The organism is Chitinophaga sp. CF418 (assembly GCF_900142925.1).
GTDB lineage: Bacteria > Bacteroidota > Bacteroidia > Chitinophagales > Chitinophagaceae > Chitinophaga.
Genome location: NZ_FRCN01000004.1, coordinates 438,543 through 463,957, shown reverse-complemented (window position 1 = coordinate 463,957; position 25,415 = coordinate 438,543). Strand labels below are relative to the sequence as shown.

15 protein-coding genes are annotated in these 25,415 nt (G+C 47.1%); 11 read left to right on the top strand and 4 right to left on the bottom strand.

Features of this window, described 5'->3' with window-relative positions:
• The first annotated feature begins 3 nt into the window (after positions 1 to 3).
• From F3I09_RS12105 to F3I09_RS12095, 3 genes are read left to right on the top strand one after another with little or no spacing between them, the layout of a single operon-like run.
• Positions 4 to 1,692, top strand: a complete 1,689-nt coding sequence (locus F3I09_RS12105; RefSeq protein ID WP_149695282.1) for an McrB family protein — start codon at positions 4 to 6, stop codon at positions 1,690 to 1,692.
• Positions 1,693 to 1,694: 2 nt separating this feature from the next.
• Positions 1,695 to 3,983, top strand: a complete 2,289-nt coding sequence (locus tag F3I09_RS12100) for a DUF2357 domain-containing protein (RefSeq protein WP_149695281.1) — start codon at positions 1,695 to 1,697, stop codon at positions 3,981 to 3,983.
• 23 nt (positions 3,984 to 4,006) lie between these two features.
• On the top strand, positions 4,007 to 4,903 hold the full coding sequence (locus F3I09_RS12095; RefSeq protein ID WP_149695280.1) for an aldo/keto reductase: 897 nt from the start codon (positions 4,007 to 4,009) through the stop codon (positions 4,901 to 4,903).
• Between the two features lie 2 nt (positions 4,904 to 4,905).
• Here F3I09_RS12095 and F3I09_RS12090 read toward each other — a convergent pair whose 3' ends face one another.
• Positions 4,906 to 6,468, bottom strand: a complete 1,563-nt coding sequence (locus F3I09_RS12090; protein WP_149695279.1) for a S41 family peptidase — start codon at positions 6,466 to 6,468, stop codon at positions 4,906 to 4,908.
• 362 nt (positions 6,469 to 6,830) lie between these two features.
• Here F3I09_RS12090 and F3I09_RS12085 point away from each other — a divergent pair, with 362 nt between their 5' ends.
• The 5 genes from F3I09_RS12085 to F3I09_RS12065 all read left to right on the top strand — a co-directional run bounded on the left by F3I09_RS12085 (position 6,831) and on the right by F3I09_RS12065 (position 15,883).
• Positions 6,831 to 9,119, top strand: a complete 2,289-nt coding sequence (locus tag F3I09_RS12085) for a GH92 family glycosyl hydrolase (RefSeq protein ID WP_149695278.1) — start codon at positions 6,831 to 6,833, stop codon at positions 9,117 to 9,119.
• A 126-nt stretch (positions 9,120 to 9,245) separates the two neighbouring features.
• Positions 9,246 to 10,073 (top strand): N-acetylmuramoyl-L-alanine amidase, encoded by an 828-nt coding sequence (locus tag F3I09_RS12080; protein ID WP_149695277.1) that lies wholly within the window; start codon positions 9,246 to 9,248, stop codon positions 10,071 to 10,073.
• Between the two features lie 17 nt (positions 10,074 to 10,090).
• Positions 10,091 to 10,843, top strand: a complete 753-nt coding sequence (locus tag F3I09_RS12075; protein WP_149695276.1) for a hypothetical protein — start codon at positions 10,091 to 10,093, stop codon at positions 10,841 to 10,843.
• A gap of 376 nt (positions 10,844 to 11,219) precedes the next feature.
• Positions 11,220 to 14,426: a SusC/RagA family TonB-linked outer membrane protein gene (locus F3I09_RS12070; protein ID WP_149695275.1), complete on the top strand. Its 3,207-nt coding sequence runs from the start codon at positions 11,220 to 11,222 to the stop codon at positions 14,424 to 14,426.
• A 23-nt stretch (positions 14,427 to 14,449) separates the two neighbouring features.
• Positions 14,450 to 15,883 carry a SusD/RagB family nutrient-binding outer membrane lipoprotein gene (locus F3I09_RS12065; protein WP_149695274.1) on the top strand — a complete coding sequence of 478 codons (1,434 nt, stop codon included), beginning with the start codon at positions 14,450 to 14,452 and terminating at the stop codon, positions 15,881 to 15,883.
• Positions 15,884 to 16,113: 230 nt separating this feature from the next.
• Here the strand turns inward: F3I09_RS12065 and F3I09_RS12060 are convergent, their stop codons facing one another.
• Together F3I09_RS12060 and F3I09_RS12055 are read right to left on the bottom strand one after the other, a co-directional pair.
• On the bottom strand, positions 16,114 to 16,899 hold the full coding sequence (locus F3I09_RS12060; RefSeq protein ID WP_149695273.1) for an SDR family oxidoreductase: 786 nt from the start codon (positions 16,897 to 16,899) through the stop codon (positions 16,114 to 16,116).
• An 80-nt stretch (positions 16,900 to 16,979) separates the two neighbouring features.
• Complete coding sequence (locus F3I09_RS12055) at positions 16,980 to 18,104, bottom strand: acyltransferase family protein (protein WP_149695272.1); 1,125 nt, start codon at positions 18,102 to 18,104, stop codon at positions 16,980 to 16,982.
• Between the two features lie 129 nt (positions 18,105 to 18,233).
• Here F3I09_RS12055 and F3I09_RS12050 point away from each other — a divergent pair, with 129 nt between their 5' ends.
• The 3 genes from F3I09_RS12050 to F3I09_RS12040 all read left to right on the top strand — a co-directional run bounded on the left by F3I09_RS12050 (position 18,234) and on the right by F3I09_RS12040 (position 22,639).
• Positions 18,234 to 19,262 carry a LacI family DNA-binding transcriptional regulator gene (locus F3I09_RS12050; RefSeq protein WP_223233221.1) on the top strand — a complete coding sequence of 343 codons (1,029 nt, stop codon included), beginning with the start codon at positions 18,234 to 18,236 and terminating at the stop codon, positions 19,260 to 19,262.
• A 1,063-nt stretch (positions 19,263 to 20,325) separates the two neighbouring features.
• Complete coding sequence (gene galK / locus F3I09_RS12045; protein ID WP_149695271.1) at positions 20,326 to 21,492, top strand: galactokinase; 1,167 nt, start codon at positions 20,326 to 20,328, stop codon at positions 21,490 to 21,492.
• Positions 21,493 to 21,571: 79 nt separating this feature from the next.
• Positions 21,572 to 22,639 carry a UDP-glucose--hexose-1-phosphate uridylyltransferase gene (locus F3I09_RS12040; protein ID WP_149695270.1) on the top strand — a complete coding sequence of 356 codons (1,068 nt, stop codon included), beginning with the start codon at positions 21,572 to 21,574 and terminating at the stop codon, positions 22,637 to 22,639.
• 229 nt (positions 22,640 to 22,868) lie between these two features.
• Here F3I09_RS12040 and F3I09_RS12035 read toward each other — a convergent pair whose 3' ends face one another.
• Positions 22,869 to 24,917 (bottom strand): TonB-dependent receptor, encoded by a 2,049-nt coding sequence (locus F3I09_RS12035; RefSeq protein ID WP_149695269.1) that lies wholly within the window; start codon positions 24,915 to 24,917, stop codon positions 22,869 to 22,871.
• Positions 24,918 to 25,415 lie beyond the last annotated feature (498 nt).

Here is a 25,415-nt window from a genome sequence, read left to right as displayed (position 1 = left end):
TGCATGAAACGTGCAAGGATATATGATGTCAGGAATGGAGATACTGACTATGAGAACCTGTTATCCCACAATAAGAGTTTCATTTTCTGGGATGACGACATACTGAAGAATACCTTACCGGGAGATGTGGTCTTTTTCGTGAACAGGGAGAAAAGGGAAGTACTATACACGGTGGCTACGGACGCTGTACGGATAGGTATCCGGAACCCACGTTCATGGTTGAAGGAATTTGAATATCAGGGCTGTATATACGGCGCCCGCGAGGGGGATGATTTCCGGAAGTATGAGGTACGGCAGCAGGCCGCTATCCCGGAAGACTGGAAATGGACCAAACCCCTGCGGCACAACGGCATAGCCGATCTGTGGATCTCAGGGGCGCGGGACAATACCACCCGGCTTACCAGGATGCAGGACCTGAGGCAGTTATTTCCTTCCGGGCCGGCGCTGGATATGCTGGAAAAGTGTAACCTGCATGTAGAGGGGGTAAATATGACTGTTAACCAAACGAAAATAGAAATGAAGCTAGTAAGCTCGCCCGGGATCCAAAAGGGCGTAAAAGGGCCGGAAAATGAGAAAAACGGAATTACGTTCAGCCATCCTTACCGGAAGTTGCTCATGGCTGTTAAAACAAAGCCTTTCATATTGTTGAGTGGGGTAAGTGGAACAGGAAAATCCTGGCTGGTAAGAAAGCTGGCTCACATCACCTGCGCCGATGCCGAGCTGAGGAATGCAAAACATCCCGGCAATTTTGAGATAGTCAGGGTCAGACCTGACTGGCATGAACCTGACGACCTGCTGGGATACCTGGCGACCCGGGGCGGCACTTCCAGGTATCATTGCACAGACCTGCTCCGCTTTATTGTCAAGGCTTGCCGGTATCCACATGTCCCATTTTTTACCTGCCTGGATGAAATGAACCTGGCCAGGATCGAACATTATTTTCCCGACTTCCTGAGTATACTAGAAACCGCCCGCCGGGAAGACGATGTCACTGTCTATGATGCTTTCATCAGCAGTCATAATGTGTCCGTATACAGCCAGGAAGACCCCGGTTTTTGGGCCAAACTGGGGATAGAAGGCGATACCCGTCTGCAGGAGTATTTTCTCGAAAGAGGGATTGTCATGCCAGCCAACCTGACCGTAATCGGAACAATTAACATGGATGAAACAACCCATACCCTAAGTCAGCGGGTATTGGACAGAACGATGGTGATCGAAATGCAGGGCATCGATATGGAGCGTGGGCTGACCTCACCGGCGGAAAAATGGGAATACCCTGACACATATGAAGCCGCGGCAGCACTGACAACAGGCAGATTAAGCGGGCCGGAAGCATATAAGAGCAACCCTAAAACAGGCGCCCAGATCATCCGCGAACTAAAAAGACTGCACGACATATTCAAAGATGCTCCGTTTGCGCTTTCCTACCGTGTAAGGGAGGACGTACTGCTATACTGCGCTTACAATGAGGCATTGGCGGCCAACGGACCTATGCCGGGAAACTGGCTGAATACCTGTCTCGATGAAGTGATCTGCATGAAAATCCTGACAAGGATAGCTGGCGATAATGCTGACTGTGGTGATATTATTGAAGGATTACAGGCGGCTACCAGGCTGTATCCTGCCTGCCAGCAGAAATTATCAAGGATACAGCTTCAATTGAGAAAAACCGGCTTCACATCATTCTGGTGATTATGAATATACTAACTATCGACCATAAAGATTTCTCTATCCAAATTTACCTGTTAAATCCTGGTGGCGCAGAAGACTTTGAAAAAGCATTTGAAACCTCGAAGAAGAGGCATACCCCTGAGAATTTTGAAACAGCCTATCTTTTTACAGGTCCGCTCAGGAAATTCGAGATCTGGCAGCCTGCATCGCAGGAAGTGGAAAGTGCAGATATCCATACTGTGAAACATCCGGTATTCTTCGAGAGCATAGGATATGGAGTAATTATCGATTTTCACCGGAACGTAGTATCAGCTTCCATCTATGCCCGCGTGAAAAATGTGAAGAACATGTTTAGGGTGATGACCACGAAGATGAATACTCAATTAGCTTCGGGTGCATTGAGGTTTAATAATGAACCGGGAGAATTTGACCTGATTATCGACTATCAGCTGAAAACAGTATCACTCAGTGTCCTGTTTCAGTTCACCATATTCTCGTCGAAACTTGACGGCCCAAAGGACCATCCTGCCATGGTGAAGCAGATAGAAACGATATATCCCCGGCTGGTGATCGACTATCTCAGGAAAACCTATCATTATTTTGAGGTACAGGGCAGTGGCGAAAGTGATATCCTTTGGTGGACCATTTTTGGGAATATTTTCAGAAGCATTTTGCGACACCTGAATGTCATTGTGAAGGATCCTCATAAAACACTATCCAGGGGGAAAGGATTCGTGCGTGAAGACAAGATCAAAACGGCTAAAGGCCTGCTGGCAGACAAACTGGAACGATTTGACGGTCATCCACACAAATACTTTGAAGTGGACACCAAAGTCATGGTGGAAGACAATTACGAGAACAGGTATGTGAAACATATTATAGCAGACATACTTGAACACTATAAACGTATTTATAAGTTAATTCAGAAAGACAGCAGTAATACACGGATGGACAAGGAATACCGGATGCAGCTGGAATTTGTGGGGGAAGCGCTTACTCACTTACTGGCACATCCTGTTTTCAAAGACGTAGGAGAACTGAATGACAAAAAGCGGTTTTCGTCGGTACTGGCTAAACGGCCTGGATACGCAGGGCTGATGAAAGATTGGGAAACCCTGAAAATGGGATTTGAGTTACAGGAAGGGCTGTATGAAATAGAGCTGAAAGATATTGCTTATCTCTACCAGCTCTGGTGCTTCTTTGGCATGACAGACATGATACAACGGATAACAGGCGTATCGCCGGAGATCAAAAAAATGCCCACGATAAAGGGCAACACCTTCCGTCTGTCGCCGGATAAGAACATGCATTCCAAACTGGTGTTTGAGTGTGCCGATGGCATCAATATTGAGCTCTACCAGGAACTGTGGTACACGAATAACTTTGATGCGGGTAATGCAGGAACCATCAATGGAAGTAAGTGCCCGGATATTATCCTGCGGATAGGGAAAAGAGATCAGCCCAGAAACCTGTACCTGACTTACCTGTTTGACGCCAAATACCGCCTGATAGAATCAGACAGGTATAACAAGCTGGAAACGATCGATGTGCCGCTGGATGAAGACCTGAACAAGATGCGTGTTTACAGGGATGCTATTGTCCGCAGGAGGAAGAAGGGCAGTAGGTATGAACATTCCAAAGAGGTATTAGGAGCATATGTATTGTTTCCCGGGATCGGCAAGGAAGAATATTATGGCCGATATTACCGGCAGGTCATTCTTGTAGAGAATGCCGGCGGCTTCCCCTTCCTACCGGGTAATGCAGTGGGACTGGCTTTGCTGGAGCAACACCTGAGATATATTATAAAAGAGGATTCTGCCCGGCTGCTGCAAAAAGCAATGCCGCAAAACGGGATGGTTTATAAGGCTGCGGATGCTTTTGTCCTGGTAGAACCTGTGGCGGCAGCAGACAGCGCACTGTATGATGATCTTGTAACTGGTAATGCAACCAGTTATGCCAGCAGGAAGTTTGATCAGGTAGTGGGAACGGGAAAGGTGCGTTATTTCGCTCCCTACATAGAAGGGAGAGGTATTCCCTGTTTTTATGAAATTGCAGGAGTCAACCTCTTGCCCCGTAAAAAAGTGTTTTCACCCGGACATCCCTTGTTCGTCGACGATGGTCATAAATACATGGTATTAAAACTGGAGGAGAAAGAAACGCTGGATGATTATATACAGATCAAAGGGATGGCGGGCAACAGGCGATATACACAGATAAAACATCTCTATACGCCTAAGGGTGGTTTCATCAGTACTATCCCGGAAAAAGACATACGGCTGGCCGATCGCGGGGAAGAAGAGTCGGAGTCATAAGCAGAATTGCTTAAATTAGGACCATGAACTACAATATTCTTGGCAACTCTAATCTGGACATCTCCGAGATCGCTTTCGGATGTATGTCTTTGGGCAATAATGCTGCAGAAAATGAAGGCCTGATCAACCAGGCCCTGGACAAAGGGATCAACTTTTTTGATACGGCAGACCTGTATCAGCAGGGAGAAAATGAAAGACAGCTGGGCAGGGCATTGAAAGGCCGGCGTCACGAAGCCATCATCGCCACCAAGGTAGGTAACCAGTGGAGGAATGATGGCAGCGGGTGGGACTGGAACCCTTCGCCGGAGTATATTAAGAAAGCCGTGGATGATAGCCTGCGTCGGCTGGGAACGGATTATATAGATCTATACCAGTTACATGGCGGCACCCTGGAAGATCCTATTGATGATATCATTGAGACTTTTGAACAGCTGCAAAACCAGGGAAAGATCCGGTATTATGGCATCTCTTCCATCAGGCCCAATGTGATCAGGGAATATGTGAAAAGATCGAATATCAGCAGTGTGATGATGCAGTATAGCCTGCTGGACAGAAGACCAGAAGAAGAGGTATTCCAGCTATTGAAGAAGGACAATATTGGTGTACTGGCAAGAGGAAGCGTAGCCAAAGGATTGCTGGCAGGCAAACCGGCAGAGGCCTATCTGAACTATAGTGCGGAAGATGTCAGCAAAATGGCGAAAGTAGTAGTTAAATTCTCCGAACATAAACGTACCCCGGCGCAAACCGCTATTTGTTATGTACTGGGAGAACCTGTAGTAAGAGCCGCCGTAGTAGGAATAAGAACGCTGACGCAATTGGAAGAGGCTGCAGGTATGCCCGCTACCACCCCGCTTACGTCAGCGGAAAGAGTATTGTTAGGGTACGAGCTGGTCGCAAATTATTACGACCAGTACCGTTGATATTATTGAATCCGTTTACCTATGCGATAGTCCACCATCCCGTTGAAGCGGGGAGAGGCGATAGATGACTGGATCGCGGCACGCTGGTTGGCAGTGGTTTCTGTCAGCACACGGGCGTTGGCAGATGTTCTGGCAAAGCTACCGGTAGTAATGTAGTTGAAGATCCTATCCAGGTTCTCATCATCATTCCTGTATCCCCATGGCACATTGATATAATCATTCGCCAGCTGGTCGGGCACTATACCTGTGTAATAACCGCCTACGTGGTTAGCATTCTCCGTAGCAAAGTTAATCGCATACAGGTCTGCCAGGTATTGCTTGGTATGTGTGCTGTCATACTTTGAAATGTTGAATGTGATAAAACCTACCGGCTTACCGTAAGTAGTATCTCCTACCAGCTTCACACTCATATATGGCGTCAGGTTATTCAGCGTCAGCTCACTGGCGGAAGCCGTGTGAGCGCCTGTGATGAAGAACACATTGTTCAACGCCAGTCCGCCGGTAAGGTTCGGGAACTTTATACTGGCATCCAGTCCCGTACCGTCCAGGTTTGCCGTCAGCTTATCATTGTACTGATAGTAATACATCGTCTTGTTAGCCGCAGCCGCCGGAGCGATTGCGCTGTCCAGATATTCAGCTGTAGTAACGGAGCCTCCCTGGTTATAACGGAGGTCTACTATCAGGTTGGTAATACCGGCTGCTTTGTATTTGGCGAAAAGGCCATCCAGTTTGCTTTTCGTCAAGGTAGCGGCACCCTGTGTATTGTAGGTATTGGTGAAGGTGTAAAAGACGAAGTAACCCACCTTTTGACTGTTCACAGTATAGATCGTGTCAAACAATACGGGGTTGATGGTGAAAGAGCCGGATGTAAGACTATAGGTGGCCTCGGCCCCTGTCACTGCCTTCTTTACCTTCAGGGTTACGGAGGTGGAGTAATAGATGGCATTGGTCACTTTGGATACGTTGGTGCCATTAGCGCCGTCGTAGCTGATGTTGGTGTCTCCGTTCACGGCAATGATCTCATCTCCGCGGGTCAGGCCTTTCTGGCCGGCCGGGGAGTTCTTATCTGCATAGACGATATACAGGTATGATTTGGTGCCGTCCGAAGCATAGCTGACCTCCATGCCGTAGTTGCCGGTAGCGCTTATTTTATTGAAAGTCTCGGAAAGACCATTCTGTAGTGAGCTGGACAATGAACCAGTACGATCCAGGAAACTATAACGGTCCAGTACGGTGCCGCTGCTGCTTTTGGAATATGTTTTCATGGTGCTCAACAGATCGTCAGCGTTAGCATAGGTGCTGCTGGATGGGTCAAGCTGTGGTACCTGGTTGTACCAGAAATAAGTTGGCAGGTCGGTGGTTTTGTTGCGGCCCCCGTCTACATATGTTACCTGCATGATGCGGTACATAAGATATTTGAGGGAATCTTCATCTGACACTACTGTGGAGGAAGTTGGCGTAGTATTATCTACCTTGTTACTGTCCTTACGGCAGGCGCTGAATATAGCACTGCAAAGAACACCAACCACGACCATTTTCATGGCTAGCGTAAAATGTCTATTCATATGTTCATGTTCTTTTAGGTAATTGACTTGAAATGGGACTTGCGAACATTAAGGTGATTTGATTCGAACTATTTTTAAAACGGCAGATTGGCATCTTGTCGTATAAAGAAACATCACATGGCCTCTTTTCGTCTGTCAAACGACAAAATATATCGTTTGACTTAAAAAATTGGGGCAGGTTTATTCTTGCGGTTACGAATATATTAGTTTTAAAATAAAGATGGCACTCCGAGGTGCAAAGCTAAATCATTTAAGCCTCCGTGTTGGTCACGGTTTCGCCATTTTAAAAAATAGACTTCCACTTTTCGCTTGAAAAGCTATTTTTACAGACTATAAAAGCTAAAATTCCATTCAGTCTCAACATGAAAAGAGTTATTCTATCCGCCCTTATGCTGGCCTCCTGCTGGGTAAAGGCGCAAACTGTCAACAGCGTAACCGATCCTGTAGAATGGGTCAATCCGCTGATGGGTACCGATTCCAAAGGCTCCCTGTCTACAGGTAATACCTATCCTGCTATTGCCACTCCATGGGGTATGAACTTCTGGATGCCTCAGACCGGTAAAATGGGAGACGGTTGGGCTTATACCTACGATTCAGATAAACTGCGCGGTTTTAAACAAACCCACCAGCCTAGTCCATGGATCAATGACTATGGCCAGTTTGCCATCATGCCGGTAACCGGAAAGGTAAAATTCAAGGAAGATGACAGAGCCAGCTGGTTCTCTCATAAAGCTGAAGTATCTAAACCATACTACTATAGCGTATACCTGGCTGATCATAATGTGACCACTGAGATCACGCCTACAGAGAGGGCAGCGGCTATCCGTTTTACCTATCCTAAGACTGACAGCGCCTTTGTAGTGATCGACGCACTGGACAAAGGCTCTTATATCAAGGTATTGCAGGCTGAACGCAAGATCGTAGGTTATACCACCAAAAACAGTGGTGGCGTACCATCCAATTTTAAAAACTACTTCGTACTGACTTTCGATAAGCCATTCACTTATGTGGCGACCTTCAAAAACGGTGAACTGAAAGCCGGTGAAGCGGAAGCCCAGGACAAACACGTAGGCGCCGTGATCGGTTTTGCTACGGTGAAAGGGGAGCAGGTGAACGTTAAAGTAGCGTCTTCCTTTATCAGTCCTGAACAGGCTGAGCTGAACCTGCAGAAGGAGATCGGCAGCAGCAGCTTCGATGTTGTTAAGGATAAGGCAAAAGCTGCCTGGAACAAAGAACTGGGCCGTATCAAGGTGGAAGGCGGTACTTCCGACCAGACCCGCACCTTCTATTCCTGCCTGTACCGTGCCATGCTGTTTCCACGTAAATTCTATGAATATGACGCCAAAGGCGCCGTGGTACACTACAGCCCTTACAATGGCCAGGTACTGCCGGGTTATATGTTCACTGACAATGGTTTCTGGGACACTTTCCGCGCTGTCTTCCCGTTCTTCAACCTGATGTACCCGTCAATGAATGCGCACATCATGGAAGGTATGGTGAATGCCTACAAGGAAAGCGGCTGGTTGCCTGAGTGGGCAAGCCCTGGTCATCGTGACTGTATGATCGGTTCCAACTCAGCTTCCCTGATCGCGGATGCTTACTTAAAGGGTGTGACCGGTTTTGACGTGAACACTGCTTATGAAGCGCTCCTGAAAAATGCAGACAATGCTGGTCCGCTGACATCTGTTGGCCGCGCCGGTGTGAAATATTACAATGAACTGGGATATGTGCCTTATGATGTGAATGTGAATGAGAACACTGCCCGTACACTCGAATATTCATATGACGACTTCACCATCTACAAACTGGCCAAGGCACTGAAACGCCCGGCTGCTGAAGTAGAAAGGTTTGCAAAACAGGCTCGTAACTATCGCAATGTATTTGATCCTGAAACAAAGCTGATGCGTGGTAAGAACAAAGACGGCAAGTTCCAGACTCCTTTCAATCCGTTCAAATGGGGTGATGCCTTCACAGAAGGTAACAGCTGGCATTATACCTGGTCTGTATTCCACGACGTTCAGGGCCTGATAGACCTGATGGGTGGTAAAAACATCTTCGCAGATATGCTGGACTCTGTATTTGCAATGCCTCCGGTATTTGACGATAGCTACTATGGCGGCACTATCCATGAGATCCGCGAGATGCAGATCATGAACATGGGCCAGTATGCACATGGTAACCAGCCTATCCAGCACATGATCTACCTGTACAACTATGCGGGTCAGCCATGGAAAGCGCAATACTGGCTGAGGGAAGTACTGAACCGCCTGTATTCCGCTACTCCTGAGGGATACTGTGGTGACGAAGATAATGGTCAGACCTCTGCCTGGTATGTATTTACGGCTATGGGCTTCTATCCTGTATGTCCGGGTACACAGCAGTACGTAGTAGGTGCACCTTTATTTAAAAAGACCACTGTATCGCTGGAGAACGGCAAACAGCTGATCATCACCGCGCCTAAGAACAGTGAGGCAAACCGTTATGTAAAGGGTATGACTTTCAACGGTAAGCCATATACCAATAACTGGCTGGATCACAACGCGATCCTGAAAGGCGCCACCATCAATTTCGATATGGATGCAGTGCCTAACAAAACGAGAGGTACTGCTGACAAGGATGCACCTTATTCCCTGTCGCAGGAACTGAAATAATCAGCATATCAGTCCCAGACTGACGTCAATCATATACGAACAATAAGCCCGGCCGCTTTAAAACGAGCCGGGCTTCGTTGTTAATTAACGGATAATCATTAAATTAAGATACCAAAGATGAACACTATGAAACCATATCCACGTTTAATGTTATGGGTAATGGCCGCAACGATATACAGTTGTGCTCCTAAACCTTATGCAACGACCAATAAGGCGTACCGTCAGCAGGCAAAGCAATATGCCAATGTGCTGAGAGTACAGCCTGCACCGGTACCTGCAGACGGCGCTCCCACAGCAGTAAATTGGATCGGCACTACGAATTTTAGTATGCGGAAGCCTAACTATGTTATTATTCATCATACAGCACAGGGCTCCTGCGATTCTACTTTCCGCACCTTCACCCTGCCCCGTACACAGGTGAGCGCACATTATGTGATCTGTGGCGATGGGACGATCAATCATATGCTGAACGACTATCTGCGTGCATGGCATGCCGGCCTGTCCAAATGGGGAAACGTCACTGATATGAACTCCTGCTCCATCGGTATAGAGCTGGATAATAACGGGCTTGTGCCGTTTCAGTCACAGCAGATCAACAGCCTGCTGGTGTTGCTGGATTCCCTGAAGCACCGGTACAATATCCCCGCAGCCAATTTCATTGGTCATGGAGATATTGCGCCCAGCCGTAAGGTAGATCCCAGTGCTTATTTCCCGTGGCAGCAGCTGGCGGAGAAGGGGTTTGGCTTATGGTACGGAGATACTTCAAAGATCATTTTGCCGGTAGATTTCAGCAGCAAACAGGCGCTACGTATTGTGGGATACGATACCCGGGATACGGTGGCCGCTATAAAAGCCTTCAAAAGGCATTTTATACCTGCTGATTCCACGACCGGTAATGATTTGAATGAAGGGGAGAAGAAGATAATATTCAGTCTCATGGAACAAAGTGAATAACCTTTTTAATTAATGTTATGCGATCCTTGTCAATTAGCCTCTGCTCTCTTTTATGTATGCTTATTTCTCCCGTATTCGCACAGAAAGGGGACTGGTATACATTTACTACCGGGAATGCGCCGGTTTGTCATCTGAAGATTGATGATGATGAACTGATTGTGGATAACACAGATGGTCCGTCCAGGCAGGTAAAGCTGGCAGGGGCGCCCGGCAAGGGGAGCGGTGAGGAGCGTCTGGAAGTGAGGCGGGTCTTTGATAATGGCAGAATGTATACGATCCATCTGTCGGACGATAATGTCTATTTCTGCACTACCTTCCAGTATTTCAAGCGGCAGGATTCCCTGGTAATGTTTTGTGCAGATGGCGTGGACAATGGATATAAGACCATGCAGGAAGCATTGGCAGCCATTCGAAAAGATACCGGTTCACATTTCAGTATTACCCTCTATAAAAAGGAGCAGCTGGACGCGTTGAAGCGGAAACAGCCCATTACAAAGGCAACTGAAGAAGAGTTTAGTGCCGGTCTTGAAAAATTTACCCGGCAGATGGATCAATTCTGGCAATACAGGGGATATGGCAGGTATGAACCTTACTACGCCTGGATGAACCTGATATATGGTAATGCCTTCGCTGATGCATACCGTGATAAATTTAATCCCTTAACCCTGGATGCGAAGAATCTGAAAGATCCTATATCGAAGTACAGCGCGAACCCGGCAGTAAAAAAACAGCTCCAGGACGCAGGATTATTGCCAGCAGAGGATCATTAGGTACTTATTTCCCCTCTTACTGATATTATCTAAACAAGAATAAATATTATTCAGCCTATTAAGTCTACTTGTTTTGTAGATTACTAAATGTATGTTAATTTTGGCGCTATAATTAAACGCCAACATTAAATGGTCATAGCCTATATGCTCAACAAGGGTACCGCAGCAGAAGTCTGTAGTAAATCAGCCGAAACCATGTCCCGGTGTTGTACCGGCATGCATTGTTCTTCTTACATGTGTATGTAAAGCCAGTTTTCAGATAATTAAATAGTAAACCAACTAATCGTCGTTGCTGCAGGCCGTCGCCTGGCAGATGGAATTTTTTTGTCCCGACAGATCAGGAATCATTCTTAAAACAATCCGTAAATCTGATACAATGATCAAACAATTAAAAACAACAGCTGGCATACTGCTGTTCGTGTTACTGGGCCTGCAGTGGGCACAGGCGCAGGATAACAAGGTATCCGGTGTTGTTACTTCCCGCTCCGATGCGCAGCGTATTCCAGGCGCGATCGTTACTATCAAGGGAACTAACCGTGGTACAAACACAGATGCTGATGGTAAGTTCAGCATCACAGCAAAACCAACTGATACACTTCATTTCTCTTTCATAGGTTATAATCCGGTAGACCAGGTAGTAGGTACAGGTAAGGTAGTCAACATTGCGCTGGAAAGTGCTGAGAGCCGCCTGAACGAAGTAGTGGTAACCGCGCTGGGCATCTCCAGGGAAAAACGTTCCCTCGGTTATGCCGTACAGGAACTGAAGGCGAAAGACATCGCTGAAGCCAAGGAAACCAACCTGGTAAATGCACTGGCAGGTAAGATCGCTGGTGTAACGGTGACCAACAGCCAGGGTAACCTGGGTTCTTCCCGTATCATTATCCGTGGTGAAACTTCCATAGCAGGTAACAACCAGCCACTGTTCATTATAGATGGTGTGCCGGTAGATAACAGCCAGCTGGGTATTGGTACAGGCCGTGACTTTGCCAACGCTATTTCCGACCTGAACCCGGACGACATCGAATCGCTGAACGTATTGAAGGGTCCTAATGCTGCGGCTTTGTACGGTTCACGTGCAGCGGCGGGCGTACTGGTGATCAAAACCAAAACCGGTAAAGGCGCCAAAGGCCTGGGTATTACTGTAAACTCCAGCGCTACCTTCGAGAGCCTGCTGGTATTGCCTAAGTTCCAGGATGTTTATGGACAGGGTTCCGGCGGACAGTTCTCCTATGTAGATGGTAAAGGCGGTGGATTAAATGATGGTACAGATGAAAGCTGGGGACCGAAAATGGATGGCCGTCTGATCCCTCAGTTCTTCTCTAACGGTCAGCCGGCTCCTTTTGTGGCGCATCCTGATAACGTGAGAGATTTCTATGAAACAGGTTATACGCTGAACAATGGTTTATCTGTTGGCGGCAGCAACGAGAAACTGGATTACCGCTTCTCTTTTAATAATACCAAACAGACAGGTATCCTGCCTAACACAGGCATCACCCGTAACTCATTTACACTGAACAGTACCTACCGTATCGCTCCTAAACTGACCCTGAGCACATTCGCTAACTATACCAGGGGCGGCGCAGACAACCTTCCCGGTGTGGATGGTCGTCGCGGTAACAGTGTGACCCTGCAGTTCATCTGGTTCGGCCGTCAGGTAGATACCAAACTGCTGCGTAACTATAAAAACGCTGATGGTACAGACTACAACTGGAACCACAGTTATTACAGCAATCCTTACTGGATCCAGAACGAAAATACAGTAGGACAGGTACGTAACCGTTTCTTCGGAAATGCCCGTCTCTCTTACGATATCACTAACTGGCTCTCTGCCAATCTGCGTGTAGGTACAGATACTTACAACGACAAGCGTAAATACAAGGTAGCATTCTATACCAACGGTACTCCATTCGGTTCCTATACAGAGGATAACTACCTGGTAACAGAAACCAATATTGAGTTTACGCTGAATGCGAAGAAGAAACTGAACAGCGACTTCTCTATTGACGGATTGATCGGCGCTAACGAGCGTACCAATCAGTTCGAGCAGAACTATCAGCAGGCGCCTAAACTGGCGGTGAAAGATGTGTATACCCTGAACAACTCCAGGGACCCATTGATCTCTACCAGCTATTTCTCCAAACTGAGAGTATATAGCGCATTTGCATCTGCACAGCTGAGCTTCAGGGACTGGGCATACCTGAACGTTACCGCACGTAACGACCGCTCTTCTACTCTGCCTGCGGCAAACAACTCTTATTTCTATCCTTCCGTGAACGCAGCTGTGGTACTGAGCGATGCGCTGGGTATTAAAGGCGATGTGTTGTCTTCCCTGAAGATCAGAGGTGGATGGGCACAGGTTGGTAAAGACGCAGATCCTTATCAGCTGATCAATACTTATCCTTTCAGCCAGCCTTTCGGTAGCAACCCGCTGCTGACAGTGAATGATAAATTCCTGAAGAAAGATCTGAAACCTGAGATCACCAAAGCATCGGAAGTAGGTCTGGAGGCAAGTTTCTTCAATGACCGGATCCATACCGATGTGACCTATTATACATCCAGCAGTTACAACCAGATATTGCTGGCTGATGTAAGCGCCACTACCGGTTACCTGAAAAAACTGCTGAATGCAGGTAAGATCAACAACCATGGTGTGGAAGTAACCTTAGGAGGAACTCCGATAACAACAGCTTCAGGTTTCCGTTGGGACATCAACTTCAATTATGCGAAGAATATCAGTAAAGTAATTGAGCTGGATAAAGAAGGATTCCTGAATGATTATGTACTGGGTAGCTCCGGCAACATCCAGGTACTGGCCAGCAAAGGAAAACGTTATGGTGCGCTGTATGGTAAAGCCTACAAACGTGATGCACAGGGACGTGTACTGGTAAATGAATCTGGCGCTGCTGCCGGTACGCCGCAGATCGCTGACGATAAAAAGGTGCTGGGTTACTTTACGCCGAAATGGACTGGTAGTGTAAACAACAACTTCTCCTTTAAAGGATTCACAGTCGGTTTCCTGATCGATACAAGACAGGGTGGTCAAATCTGGTCAGGTACCAACTACACCGGTATCTATACAGGTGTACTGGCGGCAAGTTTACCAGGTCGTGATGAAGAACACGGCGGTCTTCCTTATTACTATGCCAACAATACGGGTACTACCGCGATACGTCTGGCAGATCATAATGCAACAACGCCGAACGGAGAGACCGTACATCATGACGGTATGGTCTTCGATGGTGTAACTGCTGATGGTAAAAAGAATGAGCAGTTGGTATCTGCGCAGACCTATTACAAATCTGTGTATAGTTCTTCCCTGAATGAAACAAGTGTATATAGTGCTTCTTTCATCAAACTGCGTGAAGTAAGACTGGGATATGCGCTGCCACAGGAGCTGATCCACAGATGGGGGCTGCAGGCGGTGAACCTGACTGTAACCGGACGTAACCTCTTTTATATTGACAAGAAGGTGCCAAACATCGATCCTGAAACAGCGTTCAACACTGGTAACGGACAAGGTCTTGAAACCTTACAGATCCCAACAACGCGTAGTATCGGTCTTAACCTGCGGGTATCCTTTTAATGAACAGTTTAAACGTAGCAATCATGAAATTAGTTAAATATATATTGGGTCTGGCAGGTGCAGCAGTGATCTTCAGCAGTTGCACGAAACAGCTGGAAGACATTAACAAGAACCCAAATGAATCTGAAACAGTACAGCCAGACTACCTGCTGACCAATGGCATCAAAGCCAATGTGGATACTTACTGGGGTACTGACGCCTCTATGGAAACCAGTCTGCTGTACGTACAATACTGGGCCAAGATCCAGTATACTGATCCCGACAGGTATGTGCCTGCGGCTACCAGTATCCAGGCGGTATGGAATAACTTCTATGCACAGGGCGTATCCGATTTTACCAAACTGATACAGCTGGGAGATACCCTGCATAATCCTAACTATAAGGCGGTAGGTATCATTATGCGTTCATGGATCTTCCAGGTGTTGACAGACCTGTATGGTGATGTGCCTTATAAGCAGACTTCACAGATCGAGCAATACCTGACGCCTGAATATGATACACAGCGTGATATTTATTTAGGCCTGCTGGCAGAGCTGAAAACAGCGGTAGGACTGATCTCTACGTCAGATAATCCTATTGCCGGCGATATCCTGTACAACGGAAGCATGCAGCGTTGGAAGAAGTTCGCCAACTCTTTAAGACTGCGTATTGCACTGCGTATTTCCGACAAAGAGTTTGCTGCGGCGAAAGCAGTATTTGATGAAATAGGGGCTGACGACAATAACCTGATCATTGACAATTCAGACAATGCACAACTGATCTATCAGGCATCTCCTAACCAGAACCCGGTAGCCAAGAACAGGGAAACCCGTAATGATTACAGGATCAGTAAGAGTGTGGTAGACAAGCTGAATGCATTAAATGATCCGCGTCTGACCATCTATGGTGCACTGCCAAGAGATACTAACAAGATCGTAGGTGTTACGAATGGTCTGCGTACTGATTCTGCAGCCCGTCTGGGTCTGAACAAGACTTCTGATGTTGGTGCGGTATTCACTGCTACTGCGGCTCCTGCTGTATTGTTCAATGCGGCTGAACTGTGGTTCATCAGGGCTGAAGCCGCGCAGGTCGGATTATTATCCGGTGATGCAGCTACGCTGTACACAAAGGCGGTGACTACTTCACTGAAGCAGTATAATGTAAGCGACCTGAATGTAACAGCTTACCTGGCACAGCCTTCGGTGCTATACAATCCTGCTAACTACAAGCAATCCATTGGTGATCAGAAATGGCTGGCGCTGTTTGGAGAAGGGCTGGAAGGTTTTGCAGAATGGCGCAGACTGGACTATCCTAAACTGACGCCGGCATATACCGGTGCACTTGGTGCCGGCAAGATGCCATTGAGATTGACTTATCCATCTTCTGAACAGGCTTTGAACGGGGTTAATTATAAGAAAGCTGTGGCCAATCAGGGCGCCGATCAGCTGACTACCCGTTTATGGTTTGACAAGGAGTAACATAAAAGCGGGACAGTTTTCCCGCTTGCGTAAATGAATTTCCGTTTTTGCTTTACAGAATGAGTCAGGAATGTGGAGTTTTGTTAGATCAGATACACACTTGTTCAATTTGTAATAGTAAAAAGTGATGAATTAGGCCCCGGTTTTTGCCGGGGCCTTTACTTTGTATAAGATCTTGTCTGTTATCAGGTGAATATCTCACATGGTATGTCGTGAGACTGGTATGCCATTTATAGCACAGGTGTTTTCCCTCCATCTACACAGAGGTTGGTGCCGGTAATATAACCAGCGGCCGGCGTAGCCAGAAATGCAGCGGCGGCGGCAATCTCTTTCGGGTCGGCAAACCGTTTCATTGGTATTTCATTCAGCAGTTCCTCTTCAATGGTGGCCACCACGGTATTGCGTCTGGCGGCATTCTGTTCCAGGATGGCCTGCAGGCGGGCGGTATTGGTCGTGCCGGGCAGGACATTGTTCACAGTGATGCCATAAGGCGCCAGTTCACTAGCCATGGTCTTGGCCCAGTTGGCCACTGCTGCACGGATGGTATTGGAGACGCCCAGGTTCCTGAGCGGCGTTTTTACCGATGTCGAAATGATATTGATAATGCGGCCATAGCCGGCAGCGGTCATGCCGGCTATGACTGCCTGTACAAGTATATGATTGATGATCAGATGCTGCTGGAAGGCATCTGTAAATTCGTGAATATCAGCTTCCATTACAGGGCCTGTTTTAGGGCCACTGGTATTGTTCACGAGGATATGCACTGTTTTGCTTTCTGTAATACTCTGGATAGTTTGTTCTACCTGTTGCGTATCCCGGAAATCGGCTACTTTGTAACTGTGTTCCTGTAAATGATCGGTGGCCAGTGTGGCTACAACGGCTTTTAGCGTATCTCTGTTCCTGGCCAGCAGGACGCATTCCGCACCCAATACCGCCAGTTCCCTGGCTGTAGCCAATCCTATACCCTGAGTGCTTCCACAGATAACGGCGGTTTTCCCCTTTAACGATAGTTCCATACTAATAGATAACTGATTATTACACAATGATCTGCAAAAGCCGTTGTCGTCATTATTTAGCTAAGATAGGATATCCTGATCTAAACACGTATGTATATACGCTTTTTATCAAGTATTTTACCTACGGTCCAGCAGAGCAGCATATACACCAGGGCGAACAGCAGCGAGCCTGCTTTTCCCGGAAGTATAGGCTGGAAAATGTAGGTATTGATCCAGCGGAACACACTCATATCGCCTACCTGGAAGAAGTAGAGGAAAATAACCAGTACTTCAGACAGTAAATAGAGGAACAGGGGATTCTTACCAAAAACGGTGAAGAAGCCAGTCCAGCGTTCCTGTTTCTTATAGTCGATCACATAAATCAGTATAGCAAGGATCCAGAGGTCAATTCCCACGGTAAAGAGCACATAGGAGCTGGTCCAGAGCTTTTTATTGATAGGGAACACTGTATTCCACAGTAAAGCCACCAGTATAAGCAGTCCGCCCATCTGTAACAGGCGCTTGCGCCCCAGCGCTGTTTTACTATGTTCCTGGATAAACAGGCCGGTAAAGTAGCCGGCAATGACGTTTACAATAGCCGGAAGTGTGCTTAGCAGCCCCTCAGGGTCGAATGCGATGCCTTCACCGTGATACAGGTGTTTGTCGCCCAGTATCAGTTTGTCAAAATGTATCGCTGCATTACCGGTCAGGCTGTAAGGATCGGCAGGATCTCCGAAGAAATACATGATGGCCCAGTAGCCCAGCAGGAATAATGCGCTCACGGCCCATACCGCCTTTTTAGGCAGATAGTGAATAAGCAGGGAGGCAAAGCAGTAACAGAGGGCGATACGTTGTAATACGCCCAGGATACGGGTGTCTGAAATGGGAATAAATTCCAGGCCGGTATCGGTATGCCGCACAAAGGGCAGCCAGTACATCAGGTAACCCAGCAGGAAAATAAGGATAGTACGGCGGAAGATCTTTGCCAGCACTGTTTTGTTGTCCAGCTCTGCGAATTTGCGCATGCTAAAGCTCATCGCATTTCCTACAGCAAAGAGAAAGGAAGGGAATACCATGTCGGTCGGTGTACAGCCATGCCATTTTGCATGGTTAAGAATGGAATAGGCCGTGTCCCATCCCGGCGTATTCACAATAATCATAAAACATACGGTCAGTCCCCTGAAAACGTCCAGCGGTAAAAAGCGCTGTGGTGTAGCTTTGCTCATAGTCATAATTAGTTACCTGGAAAATAGAAATTGGTTGCCTATAAATATAATACAACCATTTTACTACGCATAGCCAGAAATTTTAGCGTATCCGGAATGAATTTTTTACTTTAGTGTTAAAGCTACCCCTTGTTGAATAACAAAGTCACCATAGCAGACATCGCTAAAGAGCTGAATTTAACGGGTGCTACTGTATCCCGCGCACTGAACAACCGCAAAGGTACCAGTGAGGAAACACGTAAACTGGTGCAGGCTGCTGCGGAAAAAATGAATTACAGGCGGGACAGGATCGCCTGGTCGCTCAGATCAGGTCGCACTAATATCATTGGTGTGATTATTCCCAGTGCAGAAATTAACTTTTTCGGATCTGTTGTACATGGTATTGAAAGCATGGCGAACCAGCATGGTTACAATGTGCTAATTTATCAGTCCAATGAAAAGCCGGAATATGAAAAGAAGGCGATCGAGACCTTCCTGAGTACCCGTGTGGATGGTATTCTGGCGTCTATTGCCAAGGAGACCATGGAGTTCAGTCACTATCTTGAGATCAAGGAGCGGGGAGTACCGCTGGTGTTTTTCGACCGTGCTAATGATAGTCTTAATATTCCATCCGTCGTAGTTGACGACTTTAAGGGGGCGTATTATGCTACTGAGCATTTGTTGAAGCAGGGGTACAAGCGGGTTGCCCATATTGCCGGGCAGCAGCATCTGAAGATCTTCAAGGATCGTCTGGAGGGGTATAAAGCTGCTTTGACGGATAATGGTGTTCCTGTAGAGGATGAGCTGGTCTATTTTGGAGATGTTTCCATTAATGCCGGTCGTCAGGCTATTCAATACTTGTTGGCTTTACCCCAGCCGCCGGATGCAGTCTTTGCTGTGGAGGATTTTACGGCTTTGGGGGCGGTGAAGGAGTTAAAAGATAAGCATATAGATATTCCGGGTGCTTTTGGCGTTGTCGGGTTTGCGAACGAATCTTTTGATGAGCATATTACGCCGAGTTTGTCCAGTATCGATCAGCAGACTGTTGAGATGGGGAAGGAGGCGTTCCGCTTGCTCATGGAATTGATCGAAGGCAATGGTGTTGTCAGCCAGCAGACGCGGACGAAAGTTGTGCTTGAGCCTGTGACGCGGTTTAGGCAGTCTTCTCAGAAACAGTGATCTCCATTTGCTGCCCGTTGCTTATCGGGCTTTCTATTTCTTAAATGACTTTCAATAATTATAGCGAAGGGCTTACCGGCAGCGAGCAGTATGGGCTTGCTGGCTGAGTTCTTTGAAGTTTCTTCCCATTGAGCATCAGGAAGGCGTATTTGGCTTTGTTTATCTATTCAACCCCTGGTAGGTCGTGTCATCATACTTCAAATAACTAATGCCAGCAAGCTCCATCTGCTGCTGCCGTGGTACAGGGCTTCCACTTTCTTAAATGACTTTCAATAATCATAGTGAAGGAACGACCGCAGCGATTCTCTATTTGTTGCCTTGGAGTTCTGTAAGCATGCCATATCATTCATATCATATACAAGCTCCTTCTTCGTATCTCCATAAATTAAGTGGGCGAACTAAAGGAACCAGCGGTGTCAGGTGGAAATCCCTGGCCTTAGTTATTGGAAGTATGCTGATGCGACCTACCAGGGATTTAATAGATAAACAGCGCCCAACACGCCTTCCCAATGCCAAATGGAAGGGAACTTCCAGGAACTACAGCCAGGGATTCCACCTGAGAGCCGCGTACCAGTCCCTTTTTCCAATAGTAAAGAATATCTAAAACAACAAATTCGAAAGAAGGGCCCACAAGAAAAGTGAAGCTTGCAAAATTGAAAGTAAACGATTACATTTAATGTCTATTCCACATCCTTTTTTCTATACTGTGTTGTTTATCAATGATTTATTGTGATAACTGCCAATAGGTTAAGCGTACTGCACCGTAATTTAGAGAGAAGTATTGTAATCGTTTACGTAAATCATTTAACTTTGAGAATTATTCCACATAAATAAAAATTCCATGAGTAAATCCACGGTCAGATTTTAAATGTCAACAGGGTTTCTTCATCATTAACAATACAGTTTTCAGATGAAATAGAACAGCCGACAATAGACAGCCTGCAATATGGGCCGTCAGCTGATTTGTCTGGAATATGGCCTGTAACAGACCGCCACGATTAAGTCTTTGACGGGAGCGCAATGATCTCCCATTAGTATATCAACAAATTTAAAACAATACACAGTGGAGCAAGCTAAATTAAACGCCTTTTCCCAGCAGCATTTTGACCAGGAACCAATTATGGTAAGAGCGGCAGGGCGTATTAACCTGATCGGAGAGCATACCGACTATAATAACGGGTTTGTATTGCCCGCTGCTATTGACAAAGCCATTTACCTGGCTATTGTAAAACGTAATGACAATAAGATCATTTTACATGCACTGGATGTAAATGACAAATATGAAGGAACACTGGATAGAGTGGTACCTACCGCACAGCAATGGCCTGATTATCTGCTGGGAGTAGTACAGCAGCTGCAACAGGCGGGTCATATCATTGGTGGTTTTGAATGTGCTTTCTGTGGTAACGTTCCCCTGGGCGCCGGCCTTTCATCCTCCGCTGCACTGGAATGCGCTACAATCTATGCACTGAATGAACTCTTCGGACTGGAAATAGGCCGTAGGGATATGACGCTGCTGGCACAGGCTGCAGAGAACCACTTCGTGGGTGTGCGTTGCGGTATCATGGACCAGTTTGCGAGCATGTTCGGTAAAAAACAACAGCTGATCAAACTGGATTGCGCTTCACTGGAGTACGAATATATTCCTTTCAACTTTGATGATGTAAGCCTGGTGCTGCTGGATACACAGGTAAAGCACTCCCTGGCATCCTCAGAATATAATACCCGCCGCGAAGAATGTGAAACAGGTGTGGCATTGATCAAAAAACATCATCCGCATGTGAACAGCCTCCGCGATGCCAATATGGATATGCTGGATGCTTATGTAAAAGCACATGATGCTACTGTTTACAACCGCTGTCGCTATGTGGTAGAAGAAATACAGCGCTTGCAGGATGCATGTGAAGATCTGCAGCGTAATGATCTGCATGCATTTGGTAAGAAAGTGTTTGCTACGCATGAAGGGCTGGACAAGCTGTATAATGTGAGCTGTCCGGAACTGAACTGGCTGGCAGAATTTGCGGCTGGTCAGCAGGGAGTGCTGGGCGCCCGTATGATGGGAGGTGGCTTTGGTGGTTGTACCATCAATATCGTGAAGAAATCAGCAGTGCCGGCATTGCTGGAAAAAGCAGCCGCTGGTTATGAACAACAGTTCAAGACTCCGCTGAAAGCGTATGTTACCAGCATAGAAGATGGTTGTCGTACGGTGAATAATTTAGTTAACAATTAAGCGCTGATAATAAGGACTGGCCCTACACCATATACAGGGTCAGTCCTTCATTAAGTGTTCTGATAAATGTTCTGAGAGAATGTCTGAAAATACCTTTGATCTTACAGCTCATCCCCATACCCGTTTAAATATCCTGACAGGAGAGTGGGTATTGGTATCTCCTCACCGTTCCAAACGCCCGTGGCAGGGAAAGGTGGAGTCACCTTCGCTGGTACAGCGTCCGGCTTATGTGGAGGATTGTTATTTATGTCCAGGCAATACCCGTGCTGATGGAACTAAGAATCCGGCATATACCGGACCTATCGCCTTTACAAATGATTTCTCAGCCTTACTGGCCGATACACCAAAGGGCGGTGAGAATGAAGACGGACTGCTGGTAGCCCGGTCACAAAAGGGCATATGCCGTGTGATCTGCTTCAGCCCGCGTCATGACCTTACTTTACCTGAGATGGAACTGCCGGATATCCGTAAAGTGGTAGACCTCTGGCATACAGAACTGGAATCGCTGGCAGCAGTACCTTTCATCAAGTATATACAGATCTTCGAAAATAAAGGAGAGATCATGGGATGCAGTAATCCGCATCCGCATGGACAGATATGGGCGTCTGAAGATGTGCCGATGGAGATAGAAAAGGAAACACGCCAGCAACGCAATTATTATCAGCAGCATGGCCGTAGCCTGCTGACGGCTTACCTGGAGAAGGAGCTGAAACAGGAGGAACGTATCATTGCGCAGAATGAACATTTTGTGGCGCTGGTGCCTTTCTGGGCAGTATGGCCGTACGAGGCTATGATCATCAGCCGCCGTCATGTACAACATCTGTTGCAATTCACACCTGCAGAACGTGATGGACTGGCAGCTATCCTGAAAGAGCTGACCACCAAATATGATAATCTGTTTGAAACATCATTCCCTTATTCGGCAGGTATGCACCAGATGCCGTTTAATGATGGCGACAGTCATCCTGAATGGCACTGGCATATGCACTTCTATCCGCCATTACTGCGCTCTGCTACTGTGAAGAAGTTTATGGTGGGATATGAGATGCTGGCGCATCCTCAAAGGGATATTACACCGGAATATGCTGCCGGACGGTTAAGAGAGCTGCCGGTAGTGCATTATAAAAAAGCAGGGGTGCCTGCATAGACTTGTTTTTTGTTTATTCTTTTTTTGAACCAAAATGTGCAGGGGCCGCTTTTCAGCGGCCCTTTTGATGTGCGCCATGCAGGCCATAGTTCTTTAAAGTGCAGGTCTTGAACAAGCCAGCCAACGGGAATCGTTAGTCCCCGGCAAGGGTGTCCTTCAACCGCTGCAATACAGTAGGCAGGTGGGTATTATAAGGCTCCCCATGTATCCGTAATACAGCATTGGGGGATTATAAAATCACTCTCAGGCCGCCGTAATAATTTCTTCCCGGGGCTGGATTATAATACCTGGCGCCCACGGCATTCAGGTCATTGCCCAGGCTATAACGCTGGTTCAGCAGGTTGTCTGCGCCTGCATACAATGCCAGCCATTTATTGACACCCCAGTTGACTTTCGCCTGTACCAGGTGATATTCCTTAGCAAAAGCGGTATTGGCATCATCCAGCGGCAGGCGGTCTGTGTAGGTATACTGGCCGTATAGTGATACCCGTGCGGGGAATTCCACAAGCAGGGACGCTGTGGCAATATTTTTCGGAACGCCTGTTAATGCATTGCCGGAAAGATCCTTGCCTGCGCTGATATAGTCGCTGAAGAGGAAATGACTGTAGGTATAACTTCCCTGGAGCTGTATGCCGAGGATAAAGCCCTGACGTCTGGGGGACTGCAACCAGGCAGAACCCTGGAACTCCACACCTGTCTGATGAGTACCGCCGGCATTGGTGAAGAACTCTGTACCATCATCATGCAGCTTGCGGACGATGGCATCCTGCAGTTCGTAATAGAAAACAGCCGCATCCGCCTGGAAACGGTTGTTACGGCTATTGAACCGTAGGCCTGTTTCATAATTCCAGCCGGTTTCTGCCTGCAGGGCGGTATTGATAATATTGTCTGAAGCACGTACCTCCGCGATGGAAGGAGGGGAGTAGCCCCTGCTTACAGTGGCGCGTGCCGCCAGATCGGGTGTTATCAGGTAAGAGAGGGAGAAGCGGGGCATTAGTTCGGCCGTAAACTTCTTTTTACCATCCATGCCTGCCGCCAGATCATTGAAGTGGTAGCGGTAATAATTGACACTTACAGCTGCTTCGGCGACCCATTGTTTGCCGGGACGTAAGGTAACACCGGTAAAGTAGAAGTATTGACGGGCAGTGATGTCGCTGGCGGCTTGTAAGGTGTCTCTCACGCCGGCCCTGTTGCCATAGTTGTCAATATCGGCGCCTGTCTGCTGCCATTCCATACCTGTTGTCCAGTCCAGCCGCATATTGCTGTTGCCCAGCGGCTGGTCCTGCAGGGCAATATAGGTACGGGCGCCAAAAGTATTTTCATCCCTTGCTTCGAAGTTGGTGATAAATGGATTTTCGAAGTGGGTATTGCTGCCAAATACAGTGATCACATGCTGCCAGTGTGTGGCGAGCTGTGAGGTATGTACCAGGCCGCCGAACGCTGTTTTATTCCGGATGCCGGCCTGCTGAGTGATGGCGCTGGGCAATGTGGGCGTAGCGGGGCGTGATCCTTTTGGATTGGTTGCTAACTGTGCTGCCGTCAAACCACCAGGAGTATGGTAGTCCAGGTCACTGTAAAACGCGATTAGCTTAAGTTGGTTATGAGGATTATATTGCCATTCCTGGGCTGTTTGTACATAATATCTCTTCATAGCACTGTTATCCCGGTAGCCATCAGAATGGTGTATAGCTTGATAGATATTCAGCTTATAATTGCCCCACTGTTGGTGTAAGCCTATTTGCTCACGGAACAGGCCATAACTGCCACCCTGTATGTCGGCCTTCAGGCGACTGCTGTCTGACAATGTGCCTGCCGGATGGAACAGCACTACACCACCTGAGTTGGCACCGAACTGGCTGCCATCTGGTCCCTTTAATACTTCAATACCCTGGAAACTTCCCGGGTCGGCAAGATTGAGATAGGAATTGCCGCCAGCATCCGTCAGCGGGATCTCGTCCAGGTATAGTTTTACGTTCCGGATGCCAAAAGGAGAGCGTAAAAGGCTACCTCTTAAAGATAAACGGTAACTGCCGGGGGAACGTTCTTCCATCCGTACGCCGGGTACGGTATTCAATGCTGGTAATAGTGTGACGCCCTGTTGCAGTTGTAACTGGCGGTCGGTAAGTACAGTACTGCTGGTAGGTACCTGGAGCAAGGTAAACTGTTTGCCGGGATATGCCTGTATCACTACTTCCCGTAAACGGTGGGTAGTATCAGATGATGATTGTGCATAAGTGGCCAGCGGTAGTATACTAAGTGCCAGTAGAATTTTTTTCATCAGATGGTGTCTTCTATTATTTCAAATCTACTTGTATTTTCCTTATTTGACAGGCTAATTAGGATCACCGGTATTACTCACTACTAATAATATTATTCCCTGACAATGTTATGGCTTGCTATGGAATGTCTTTGCGATCCATCATGATGATATGCCCTGTATAAATTGCTACACGTTTTTCGGCTGTGATAATCAGCAGTTTGTTATGTGCAATAATGCTGCCTGAAAAAAATAATGTCTTTGAATTTGGAAATCTAATTACATGCTGTATATTTGTCTACAGATTCAGTAGACTAATAAGATTTACCACCACCCGGAGAAAAAGCGCTGAGTATTCTCCTTGTTTTGTCCCACCAGCAAAGCAATATTATCAGCAACATAAAAATCAAAAACTGATTATTATATGCATCAGCATAATGGATTATTGATACGTAGTAAGATGGGTGTAGTGGTGAAGAATGATCATACCCAATTTTGTAGTACAGTTGTTTACAACAG

Excerpts from the sequence above, each read along its gene's own strand:
- F3I09_RS12105 (WP_149695282.1), top strand. The coding sequence starts at position 4 with ATGAAACGTGCAAGGATATATGATGTCAGGAATGGAGATACTGACTAT.
- F3I09_RS12100 (WP_149695281.1), top strand. The coding sequence starts at position 1,695 with ATGAATATACTAACTATCGACCATAAAGATTTCTCTATCCAAATTTAC.
- F3I09_RS12095 (WP_149695280.1), top strand. The coding sequence starts at position 4,007 with ATGAACTACAATATTCTTGGCAACTCTAATCTGGACATCTCCGAGATC.
- F3I09_RS12090 (WP_149695279.1), bottom strand. The coding sequence starts at position 6,468 with ATGAATAGACATTTTACGCTAGCCATGAAAATGGTCGTGGTTGGTGTT.
- F3I09_RS12085 (WP_149695278.1), top strand. The coding sequence starts at position 6,831 with ATGAAAAGAGTTATTCTATCCGCCCTTATGCTGGCCTCCTGCTGGGTA.
- F3I09_RS12080 (WP_149695277.1), top strand. The coding sequence starts at position 9,246 with ATGAAACCATATCCACGTTTAATGTTATGGGTAATGGCCGCAACGATA.
- F3I09_RS12075 (WP_149695276.1), top strand. The coding sequence starts at position 10,091 with ATGCGATCCTTGTCAATTAGCCTCTGCTCTCTTTTATGTATGCTTATT.
- F3I09_RS12070 (WP_149695275.1), top strand. The coding sequence starts at position 11,220 with ATGATCAAACAATTAAAAACAACAGCTGGCATACTGCTGTTCGTGTTA.
- F3I09_RS12065 (WP_149695274.1), top strand. The coding sequence starts at position 14,450 with ATGAAATTAGTTAAATATATATTGGGTCTGGCAGGTGCAGCAGTGATC.
- F3I09_RS12060 (WP_149695273.1), bottom strand. The coding sequence starts at position 16,899 with ATGGAACTATCGTTAAAGGGGAAAACCGCCGTTATCTGTGGAAGCACT.
- F3I09_RS12055 (WP_149695272.1), bottom strand. The coding sequence starts at position 18,104 with ATGAGCAAAGCTACACCACAGCGCTTTTTACCGCTGGACGTTTTCAGG.
- F3I09_RS12040 (WP_149695270.1), top strand. The coding sequence starts at position 21,572 with ATGTCTGAAAATACCTTTGATCTTACAGCTCATCCCCATACCCGTTTA.
- F3I09_RS12035 (WP_149695269.1), bottom strand. The coding sequence starts at position 24,917 with ATGAAAAAAATTCTACTGGCACTTAGTATACTACCGCTGGCCACTTAT.